This is a genomic window from uncultured Paracoccus sp. (genome assembly GCF_937873615.1).
Taxonomy (GTDB): domain Bacteria; phylum Pseudomonadota; class Alphaproteobacteria; order Rhodobacterales; family Rhodobacteraceae; genus Paracoccus.
This window is the reverse complement of the sequence record NZ_CALMYP010000020.1, coordinates 1-10,299: the sequence shown is the minus strand read 5'-3', so window position 1 is coordinate 10,299 and position 10,299 is coordinate 1. Positions and strand designations below refer to the sequence as shown.

Sequence of the window (10,299 nt, the reverse complement as noted above, 5' to 3'; positions counted from 1 at the left end):
CGGGCGGTGCGGGGGGGCGGTTGGGGGCGGGTTCTTCCCGGAAGGCGCCCCTGCCGGGGCCGGGGGCGGAAACACCCGGGGGGTGATTTCGGTCATCGCGCCGCCCGCCGGTGCCTTGCCGCTCAGCGACCACAGATCGCTGTGGCTGGTGGCATAGGAAATCTCGCTGCGGGCCTGCCCGGTCAGGTGCCAGGTCCAGAATTGCGGCCAGAACAGCGCGTGGCGGGCCTGCGCCATTTCAGCGGGAAAGCACTGCCGCAGCCAGTAAAACTGTGCGCCGAGGTTCAGACCGCCGGGCATACGCGGCGCGCCGGTCTCGCTGAAATCCGGGCGCAGGCGGTCATATTCCGCCGCAACCTCATCCGGGCCGGCGAATTCGTAATCGAGCACCGGCAGCACCAGCCCGTTATCTCCGACAAGCGCCATGGTCGCGCCATGACCGATGACCAGCACCCGCAGGTGCGGCGCGATGCGGGCGAAATCGGCAAGGGCGCGCAGGATGAAATCCGACAGGCGCGCCACATCCAGATGTGGATAAGGGGGACCGGGCAGAACCCGGTTTTCCATCGCCCGGATGTCGATCTCGCGCCGCGCCTTCAGATCGGCAAGGATCGCGCGGCTGTTGGTCTTGCCGATGTCGATAATGGCGATATGGGGGCTGTCAGCTTGCGACATCCGCGCCCCCGCTGTTCATCGCCTGCCGGTATTTCTCGGCGTCCCAGTTCAGCAATTCGGCGCTTTCGGCGGGGGTGAAATGACGGATGGCGCCGCCGCCATTCGCCAGATGCCGCTTCAGCACCTGCACATAGCCCGCCAGCAGCTCTGCCGTGCCGCGCATGGCATTGGCGCGGATCAGCGCGCCATGGCCTTCGACCAGCACCACGGCATGACGCGGCAGGGGTTGCGCGGCAAGGGCGGAAAGCCGCGCCGGCAGGTCGGGGCCGGGCGTCAGGATCGGGATATTCGGGCCGAAGAAGACGACGAAATCCGGGGCGATGGCACAATTGCCGGCAAGCGCGCGCAGGTCGGGGTCAAGCACGAGATCATGCCCGCCCGGCACCGTCGCCGGCACATAGCCGGTGCTGGACAGCCCTTGCAGCGGTGCCACCATCACCGATGAGGTAGCAGCGACCGGCCCGCCCAGACGGGCGCGGACCTCGGTCAGCAGGGCCCTTGCCCCGGCGGGGGTATCGGCGCTGGCAATCAGCCCGTGATTGCCGAGAATGACAATATCGGCCCCCGCCGCGCCACCGTCGCGCATGGCATTGGTCAGCGGCACGCCGGGCTTCACATAGGGCTGCCAATGCCAGTTCAGGCCCTGCAGACGCTTGCGCAACTGCGCTTCTGCATCCTCTCGGATCGCCATGGCGATGGTGTCGGTGCAATGGACATGCATGACACAGCGCGCCGGTATCAGCGCATGGAACGGCGCCTCGACCGAGGCGCGCAGCCCCGCCGGCCCGCCCGGCAGGGTCATGCCGGCAACCTCGGCCTCGACCAGATCGCCGGCCATGACCCGCGCGCGCAGCGCTGGCAGGTCCAGCGGCACCATGATCGGGCGCGCCTCGGCCTCGGCCAGCCAGGTGCCCGAGGCCTTGATCCAAAGTGCTCCGTCCTGTTTCAGAGAGGTATTGCCGCCGGCCCCCTGCACCAAACCGATATCGCCCCCGATCCGGGCCGAGGCGGCCAGAAATTCCTGCCAGAGCGGGTCGTTCGGAAGCGCCACCATCCCCGTCACCAACAGGTATAGCCGGCATCGGCCGAGACGATGGCGCCGGTCATCAGGCTGGACGCGTCCGAGGCCAGGAACAACACCACCGAGGCGATCTCGTCCGGGCGGCCAAGCCGGTTCATCGGGGTCATGTCGAGCCAGATCTTCTCCATCTCGGGGATGTCCTTCAGGACGCGGCTGACCAGTTCGGTCTCGATCACCGTGGGGGCGACGGCATTGACGCGCACCCCGCGCCCGCCCCATTCGGCGGCCAGCGATTTCGTCAACTGATGCACGCCGGCCTTGGAGGCGTTGTAGAAGCTTTGTTCCTGCGGCTTGTTGACGATGATCCCGGACATCGAACCCATGTTCACGATGGCCCCGCGCCGGCGCGCCAGCATCCGACGACCGAAGCTGCGGGCGCAGAAGAAGACCCCGTCCAGATTGATCGCCATGTGCCGCCGCCAGTGATCGTCCGGGCAATCCTCGGCCGGCATGAGCGATTGCACGATCCCGGCATTGTTGATCAGGATATCGGTGCCGCCCACAGCCTCCAACGCCTCGGCCAGGGCTTCGACGGCGGCGCTGTCGGTCACATCCAGATGCCGGGCCTCGGCCATGCCACCCGCAGCCTTGATCGTGGCGGATTTTTCCTCGGCCAGTGCCAGATCGAGATCGGCGATCACCACCGATGCGCCCGCCTCTGCCAGTGCATCGGCGCAGGCGGCGCCGATCCCTTGGGCGCCGCCGGTGACGACGGCCCGACGACCGGACAAGTCGAATTTCTGCAGATACATCCAGAACCCTCCCTTGGTTCGAATCGGCGCCTCCACACCGATTCGCCTGCTGCGACAGGCGAGATTAAATTTTACACGCGTTAAGGTCGTCAACGCAAATCCCGGACCTGACAAGGCGGGGCGGTTCCCCATATTTGCCCAAATAAGTAATTTCTGCAAAATTTTTCTTTACGCGCGTTATCTTTGATGCCAGCCTCTTGATGGAGGAGACAGACAGGCGCGTCCCGCATGCGCCACCATCGCGAGTGATCCAGGGGAGGGGAGCATGTCGGATGTCAGGAACAAGGTTGCGCTGATCACGGGTGCCAGTTCGGGCATCGGTCTGGCCACGGCCGAGGCGCTTGCCGCAGCCGGGGCGAAGGTCGCGCTTGTCGCGCGCTCTGCCGACAAGCTGGTCGCGGCGGCGGAACGGATCGGGCCGAATGCGGTGGCGATCCCGGCCGATCTGACGGGACCCGACGCCTCCTCCGCGCTGCTGGCCGAGGTGGAGGCAAAGCTTGGCCCCGTCGATATCCTGATGGCCAATGCGGGCGTCTATCTGGCCGGCGATCTGGTCGGGAACGACCCCGCCGCCATCGACCGGGTGTTGCAGACCAATGTCGGGGCTGTCTTCCAGATCGTACGCGCGGTTCTGCCCGGCATGATCGAACGCGGCGGCGGCGACATCCTGATCACCAGCTCTGTCGCCGGGCATCAGGCGATCCCGTGGGAGCCGGTCTATTCGGCCTCGAAACACGCGGTGCAGTCCTTCACCCACGGGCTGCGCCAGCAGGTCGGCCCGCAGAATATCCGCGTCCAGGCCATCGCGCCGGGCATCGTGCTGAACGATCTCTGGGGGATTTCCGACCCGGCTGAGATCGACGCCAAAGCCGATGCCGGCGACGGGTTGCGCTCGGAAGATGTGGCCGAGGCCGCGCTGTTCATGCTGACCCGTCCGCGCAACGTGACCATCCGCGATCTGGTCATCCTGCCCCGCGCCCAACAGATCTGAACATCGGTGCCGCCCACGGGGCCGCACCAACCCGCTGACCCATCGCCGCCAGAGGAGAGCGCGGCGATGCCGAAGACGGCCCAGGCAGGGCCACCACAGAGGAGGAGAACCCCATGAAGAAGATTATCGCAAGCGCCGCACTGGCCCTGGCCATTGGCGGCAGCGGCATGGCCGCCGCCCAGGATGGCGAGGACATGACCATCACGCTGGTGCCGGGTCTGACCACCGACGCCTTCTATATCACCATGAATCGCGGCGCGCAGGTCGCGGCGGATGCACTTGGCATCACCGTCGAGTTCCAGGGCGCCGAGGAATTCGACCCGGTCCTGCAGACCCCGGTTCTGGATGCCGTGATCGGTCGCGGCCCCGACGCGATTCTGGTCGCGCCGACCGACAGCACCCAGATGATCGAACCGCTGCGCCGCGCCTCGGATGCGGGCATTCCGGTCATCACCGTCGATACCTTCATCGACGATGGCAAGTATCAGGACGGTGCCGGCGATGGCGATTTCCCCTTCGCCTATATCGCATCTGACAATATCGGCGGTGGCCGGATGGCGGCGCGCGCCATGGCCGAGGCAATCGGCGGCGCGGGCGCGGTCTATGTCTCGAACGTGCGGCCGGGCGTATCGACGACCGATCAGCGCGAGGAAGGCTTCAAGGCCGAAATGGCCGAGAACTTCCCTGATATCGAGGTGATGGAGACGCAGTATAACGAAAACGACGCCTCGCTCGCGGCCTCGCAATTTCAGGCCGTTCTGGCCCGCAACCCGGAGATCAAGGGCGTCTTCGGTGCCAACCTGTTCTCCGCGCTCGGCGCCGGTAACGGGGTCGAAAGTGCGGGCAAGGCCGATGAGGTGACCGTGATCGCCTTCGACGCGCCGGCCTCGATCGTCAACAATATCTCGTCGGGTCTCGTGGATGCGGCGATTGCCCAGCACCCGGCCGAGATCGGCTATTTCGGGGTCATGGCCGCCTATGCGCATCTGAAGGGCGAATCCATCCCGACCACCATCGGCACCGGCTTCACCGTGATCGACGCCAGCAATGTCGATGACGAAGCCACGCAGAAATTCATCTATTCGGAATGACGATGGAGAGCGTGGCACAGAACAAGGGGGCTTCATTCGTGAAGTCCCTGCTCAACGCCTGGTCCTGGCTGTTCCTGATCCTGATCCTCGGCTTCTTCGAGATCTATGCCCAGATCGAGACCGGCAACACCTTCATCTTCCGGGTCTATAACCTGCAATCCATTTCGGTCGCGGCCTCGCAGATCCTGCTTCTGGCGCTTGGGCTGACGCTGGTGATCGTGGCCGGCCATATCGACATGTCCATCGCCTTTTCCTCGGGGCTGGCCTCGGTGGTGATCGCGCTTGTCATTCGCGCGGCGGGACCGGATGCGGGCCTGCTGATCGTGCTGGTCGCGGCACTGGCGGGCTTTGTCGCGGCGGCAGTCGTCGGCGTGGTGAATGGCTGGCTGGTCGCCTATCTGAACGTGCCCAGCTTCATCGGCACGCTTGGCACCTATGGCGTGGCGCGCGGTGCGGCGCTGATCATGGCCGGCGGTGCCACGGTGTCGATCCGCAATTCCTATGCGCGCGATCTCGGCAATGGCAATATCCTCGGCTTTCCGATCCCGCTGGTCATCGCCATGGTGCTGGCGCTGATCTGTCATTATGTGCTGAAACACACCCGCTTCGGCGCCCATACCTATGCGCTCGGCGCTAATCCGGCCTCGGTCGAGCGTGCCGGCGTGGACGTGAAGCGCCATCTCATCATCCTGTTCGTCATCTCGGCACTGACCGCCGCCATGGGCGGCCTGATCTATACCTTCCGCTTCTCGGCCGGGGCCGCCAATTCGGGCGAACCGATCCTGCTTTACGCGGTGGCTGCGGTCTTCATCGGCGGCGCGTCGCTGACCGGCGGGCAAGGCACGATCATGGGCACCGTCATCGGCGCCTTCATCATCGCGGTGATCCAGTTCGGCTTGGTCTTCTCGGGCCTGCCGCCCTATTGGCAATTCGTCGCCGTGGGTCTGGTCATCATCGTGGCCGTCCTGGTCGACCAGTCCAAGGATCGCATCGTGGGGGGCAAGTCATGACGGCATTGCTGAAAGTCGACGGCCTCAACAAGCGCTTCGGCGGCAACGAGGCGGTGAAGAACGTCACCTTCGACGTGAACGAGGGCGAATGCGTGGTGCTCGCCGGCGATAACGGCGCCGGCAAGTCGACGGTGATCAAGATGATCTCGGGCGTCTATCAGCCGACCGACGGGCGGGTTTTCCTGTCGGGCGAGCAGCTGACCGGCAAGACGCCCGAGGCGGTGCGGACGGCGGGGATCGAGACGATCTATCAGGACCTCGCCCTGGCGGATAACCTCGATCCGGGGCTGAACCTTTATCTGGGCCGGGAACGCACGGTGAAGCGGATGGGCCTGCCCTTCCTTGACCGCAAGACCATGCGCGACGATGCGGTCGAGGTGATGAAAAGCCTCGGCATCGTGGTCCCCGACCCGGCGGCCCCGGTGCGCGAGATGTCGGGCGGTCAGCGTCAGGCCATCGCCATCGCCCGCGCAATCCACTGGCAGGCAAGGCTTGTCATCATGGACGAGCCAACAGCGGCGCTTGGCGTGCCTGAACAGCGCGAGGTCATGGCGCTGATCCATCGGCTGAAGGCGAAGGGCGTGGGAATCATCCTGATCTCGCATAACCTGCCCGACATCTTCGCTGCCGCCGACCGGATCATCGTGCTGGCACGCGGCGTGGTGGCCGGCGAACGCCGCCCGGCTGAAACCAATGACGAGGAGATCGTGCGCATGATGATGGGCGCCACCTTGTAGACCAAGGACGCCCAATCAGATTCGATACGATGTCAGAAAAGCCTCGAACGGCGCCAGGAGGGAGACTTTCTGGCGCCGTTCGACCTTCGGGATACTCGTTACCTACTTACCTATACTCGTTACGACCTCACTAAACTCGTAACAGTCCCGAAGATTTCATCCTTGTGCCCAACCACAAGCGACAAGGTTCCTGTGTCAGCCCCACGCTGCGGGACCGATGTGCTGCGTCCGTTCGACCAAGGCCAGAATAAGCCGGTCAAATCGGCGCGCCGCAAATGGTCGGGAAGATCTCGAACCAGCTTTCGACTGCACTGCTAATATTCAGTGCCTCCCCGAACTCGTTAACAACTCACCATTTCTGATCCTACTTTAACGCTTTGCCGTCAGCCCTGCGTCACAAACCGGTCGGCCTTCCGTCAAAACAGCGTCAAAAACGCCGTGAAACCCGGGTCCAATCAGCATTCTTCCAATACAAGGCGGCTCCGGGCTTGACCTGATTGCTTGCGGGCGGCTGAATCGGGTCATGTCATCGGGGAGGCCATGATGCCGGAGAAGGTGTTTTTCTGGGACGGCTATCTGCATTGTGCACGGGTGCTGGAAATGGCCCATGCCCGGCAGCAGGGCGACGACGATCCCTTGATGCTTGAACCTGTCTTTGGTCGCGTGAAAAAGCCGCTCAGCCCCGAGGCGGCGCAGGAGTTCTTGCAGCAGGCCGGCGCTTCGTCAGGCGCGCCCTGCATGTCGGAGCGACTGACACAGTTGAAGGGCCTGGGCTTTCTGGCGCAAGACGGCATCAGGTTCGACCCCGAAGAGGTTCTGATCGCGCTGTCGCAATACGCTTCCGCTGGCGGGCCGGGCGACCCGGCGCTGGAACTGTTCTTCTACCGCAAGCTCGCCGAAACCGTCGCCGAAAACCGCAAGACCGCGCGCTATGTCGACATCATAGATGTCGGCATCCCCGCCATTGTCGAAAGGGTGGACGACCCCGCACCCGGTGGCTGCATTGCGGGCCAGCAGGACATCCCCGCCATCGGCGCGCTGATCGACAACGATATCGGCTTTCTCAATGGCCGGTTCAGATATTCCGACGGCGTCTCGACGCGCTTTCATGCCATCTGGCTGCAATCCCGAGAGCGGTTGCACCGTGGCCCGTCTGCCCTGCCCGGCGTGCATGTCCATATCGGCAGGGTGCTGACGAACCGCGATATCGACGCATTGATTTCCGACAGATCGATCAGCGAGCGGTCAGCCTATGCCGAGATCAATCGCGACCTTTACAGCAGCGATGAGTTTCGGGTTGCGCCACCCCTGGCAAGTCACGGCACGGCCGTGGCCGATCTGGCTTTCGGGGCCGATCCCGGATCGGCAATGGCGGATATCCCGCTGCTGGCCGTGCAACTGCCGCCAGAGGCCGCCATCGACACCACCGGCACGACCAGCGAAAGCTATATCGTGCAGGGGTTCCGCTGGCTGTGCCACCGTGCCCGGCAGATCGCCGCCGACAAGCCGCTGATCGTGAATATCAGCTATGGTGCCATGGCCGGGCAGAAGGATGGCGGCAAGTTCATCGAGAACCAGATCGCCCGGGAAGTCGCCATGGCCGAAGCCGATGGACAGACCGTGCATGTCGTCTATGCCTTCGGCAACAGTCGCAACTCAAGCCAGGTGGCCCGGCTGACGCTGCCCCCGCGAAGCTGGACCAGGGCGCCGGCCTGGATGGTGCCCCCGGAAAGCGGCTTTCCCAGCTTCATGGAAATCCGGGCCATCGGCACGGATTCCTGTGGTCAGGAACGGCTGGTCGCGCCACCGGCTCGCACCCGGATCCGCCTGACCGAGCCTGCCGGACAGAACAGCGCCACCTTGCAGGCCCGACCGGGCAAGGCCGATCCGCCGTTGGAGATCGACTCGGGCATTGCGACATGCCGGCTTTACAACCAGCCAGAGCGGGCGCTGCCCGACCGGCCCGACCAGATCGGCTGCCTGCTTCTGGCCATCGCCCCAACCCGCCCGCCGGTGCAGGGGATTGCGGCGGCGCCCGTCGGGGACTGGGCGCTGGAACTGCGCAACCCGACATCCGAGCCGCTGGAGGTGGTCCTGCAAATCCAGCGCGGCGACCGTGCGCCGGGCTTTGACCGGGGCGGGCGGCAGTCGTTCTTTGCCGGTCATTTCGTCAATGTCATGGAAAATGGCTTCCTGACAGTGGATGTCGTCGCCCCCCTGCACAATGCGGGGACGAACAGCAGCTATTCCACCGCGCGTTTCGACGGCCCTGATGGCGAGCCGCGCATCCATACCGCCGGCGCACGGCGTGTGGTCCTTGGTAGCAGCGTTCTTGCGGCCTATTCGGGCGAGGCAGCCCCCTGGACCAGCATCGACGGTCCGACCGCCGAGATGCCCGTTGACGGGCTGGTGACCTACGGGCGGACCGCATCGGGCACCTATACCGGCACGCTGACCCGACTGTCGGGCACAAGTGCTGCGGCAGCCATCAGGTCACGCGAACTGCTGATGGCCGCCATCGCGCCCTGAGGCCGCGCCGCCGCCTAGCTGAGTTGGGCCGCCTGCATCTCCCGTCGCGCGCGGCGCCAGATCTGTTGCAGCAGGGGCGCGACCTGAACATCGGCAAGCGACAGGGTGCCGACACGCTCGATCGTGGCATCTGACTCCGCCGGGCCGATGGCGAGGCGTTCATATTCGAACAAGGTACTCCCCAGCCGGGACAGGTCGATCTTGTAGGCGCCGGTCTCGGTCCCGCCGGACAGCGCATTGACCAGATATTCGCCAATCGCGATGCCCATCGCGGCACCGGCAAAGCTGTCCAGCGGATAATGCACCCCGGCCACCGTCCGGTTTTCCGCGATCCGCGCGGCAAGCCGCATCAGCAAGGTCGGCTCCACCCCTGCGGGTGGGGGGGCGAAGGCGGTGGCGGCATTGAAGTTTTTCGCCGCGCCGCGCTTCTGTTCACCGACATTCGGCACCGCCGCGAGGGCATAGAGCACCGTGGCAATGGCGAAGGCCTCGGTCGCGTGGCCGCTGGGATAGCTGGCATGGGTCGGGGTCTGGATGATCGGCTGGCCATAGGAGGTGAAGGCACTGGGTCGCGGCGTGTCGATCCACATCTTGATCGGCATTTCCAGCGTCGTCCCAAGCCGGAGCAGCGACTCGAGCAGCAACAGCGAATAATGCGTCGAGGCGCCATCCAGGTAGTGGAGCGAGCCATAGAAGGACATGATATCGGTCTGCTGGACCAGAATTTCCTCCATCCGCTCGTCACGCATCAGCACGCTGGCCTTTATCATCTGCAGCTGCTGATCGAGCAATTCCCCGTCAAATGCCAGAACCGGAAGGTTGAGCAGGGGCCGGCTATCGGCGCTTTGGCTGAAAAGCCCGATCTTTCCGGCATTCGGCGGGGAAAGGGGCTGGAACAGATTCTGCAGGTGATAATCGACCAGATTCTCCTGATAGAGCATTTCCAGCTTTTTGAAGACCTTGAACTCGGCCGTATCAGAGGGTGCCGGTTCTTCGGAGATCCGCGTCACGGGCCGCAACAGCCTTGTATCCCAGGTCTGGGTGATGCCCTGCTGCGTCGTCAGCAATGCCTGGCTCAGCAACACATCGGATTCGCTTCCAGCGTGAAAAACGCCGCCATTTCCGTCACGACCATTTCGGCCATTCCGTCCGTTGCGCCCATTCCGGCCATTTCTGCCATTCAAGCTCGCCAATATGCTTAGCCCAGACATAGCACTCTCTCCATTGCAGATAGTTGATCCAGCTTCGCAAGCGGGCTAGCATTGGGTCAATCAGCAAATCGCCTCGATTTCGTTTTGACGCAGTTTTGACGAAAGGAGGGAAAGGGCCGATTTATACGGGTCAGGGCTCAGCAAGCATGCAATCCGAGCGCCTTTATATCACGTTGCGTGGTCCGTTTTCCGCGACATTGGCGGACGGAACCGATGTGACCC

Annotated in this window: 9 protein-coding genes and 1 pseudogene; 6 read left to right on the top strand and 4 right to left on the bottom strand. The window is 64.2% G+C overall.

The features are described 5' to 3' along the window. The 3 genes and pseudogenes from Q0330_RS06565 to Q0330_RS06555 form a co-directional block, all read right to left on the bottom strand. Nucleotides 1-675: pseudogene (locus Q0330_RS06565) on the bottom strand (hypothetical protein); the annotation flags it as partial. Next, nucleotides 662-1,729, bottom strand: a complete 1,068-nt coding sequence (locus Q0330_RS06560; protein ID WP_299476225.1) for a class II aldolase/adducin family protein — start codon at nucleotides 1,727-1,729, stop codon at nucleotides 662-664. The gene Q0330_RS06560 and the pseudogene Q0330_RS06565, both read right to left, overlap by 14 nt. Nucleotides 1,730-1,734: 5 nt before the next feature. Beyond that, nucleotides 1,735-2,508, bottom strand: coding sequence for a glucose 1-dehydrogenase (locus tag Q0330_RS06555; protein ID WP_299476222.1), 774 nt, complete (start codon nucleotides 2,506-2,508; stop codon nucleotides 1,735-1,737). A 265-nt stretch (nucleotides 2,509-2,773) separates the two neighbouring features. On the opposite strand from Q0330_RS06555, the gene Q0330_RS06550 reads away from it, so the two are divergent. The 5 genes from Q0330_RS06550 (at nucleotide 2,774) to Q0330_RS06530 (ending at nucleotide 8,866) form a co-directional block, all read left to right on the top strand. Next, nucleotides 2,774-3,499: an SDR family oxidoreductase gene (locus Q0330_RS06550; RefSeq protein ID WP_299476219.1), complete on the top strand. Its 726-nt coding sequence runs from the start codon at nucleotides 2,774-2,776 to the stop codon at nucleotides 3,497-3,499. 113 nt (nucleotides 3,500-3,612) lie between these two features. After that, complete coding sequence (locus tag Q0330_RS06545) at nucleotides 3,613-4,590, top strand: ABC transporter substrate-binding protein (RefSeq protein ID WP_299476217.1); 978 nt, start codon at nucleotides 3,613-3,615, stop codon at nucleotides 4,588-4,590. A 38-nt stretch (nucleotides 4,591-4,628) separates the two neighbouring features. Continuing rightward, nucleotides 4,629-5,600: a ribose ABC transporter gene (locus Q0330_RS06540; protein WP_299476215.1), complete on the top strand. Its 972-nt coding sequence runs from the start codon at nucleotides 4,629-4,631 to the stop codon at nucleotides 5,598-5,600. Next, nucleotides 5,597-6,337 carry an ATP-binding cassette domain-containing protein gene (locus Q0330_RS06535; RefSeq protein ID WP_299476212.1) on the top strand — a complete coding sequence of 247 codons (741 nt, stop codon included), beginning with the start codon at nucleotides 5,597-5,599 and terminating at the stop codon, nucleotides 6,335-6,337. Before Q0330_RS06540 ends, Q0330_RS06535 begins: the two co-directional genes overlap by 4 nt. 543 nt (nucleotides 6,338-6,880) lie before the next feature. Continuing rightward, a complete protein-coding gene (locus Q0330_RS06530) occupies nucleotides 6,881-8,866 on the top strand; it encodes a S8 family serine peptidase (protein WP_299476209.1) in 1,986 nt (661 codons plus the stop codon). Between the two features lie 14 nt (nucleotides 8,867-8,880). On the opposite strand, the gene Q0330_RS06525 is transcribed toward Q0330_RS06530, so the two are convergent. Then, a complete protein-coding gene (locus tag Q0330_RS06525) occupies nucleotides 8,881-9,933 on the bottom strand; it encodes a phosphatase PAP2 family protein (RefSeq protein WP_299476206.1) in 1,053 nt (350 codons plus the stop codon). A 167-nt stretch (nucleotides 9,934-10,100) separates the two neighbouring features. On the opposite strand from Q0330_RS06525, the gene Q0330_RS06520 reads away from it, so the two are divergent. Then, on the top strand, nucleotides 10,101-10,299 hold a 199-nt coding region (locus Q0330_RS06520), incomplete at its 3' end, for a hypothetical protein (RefSeq protein WP_299476204.1).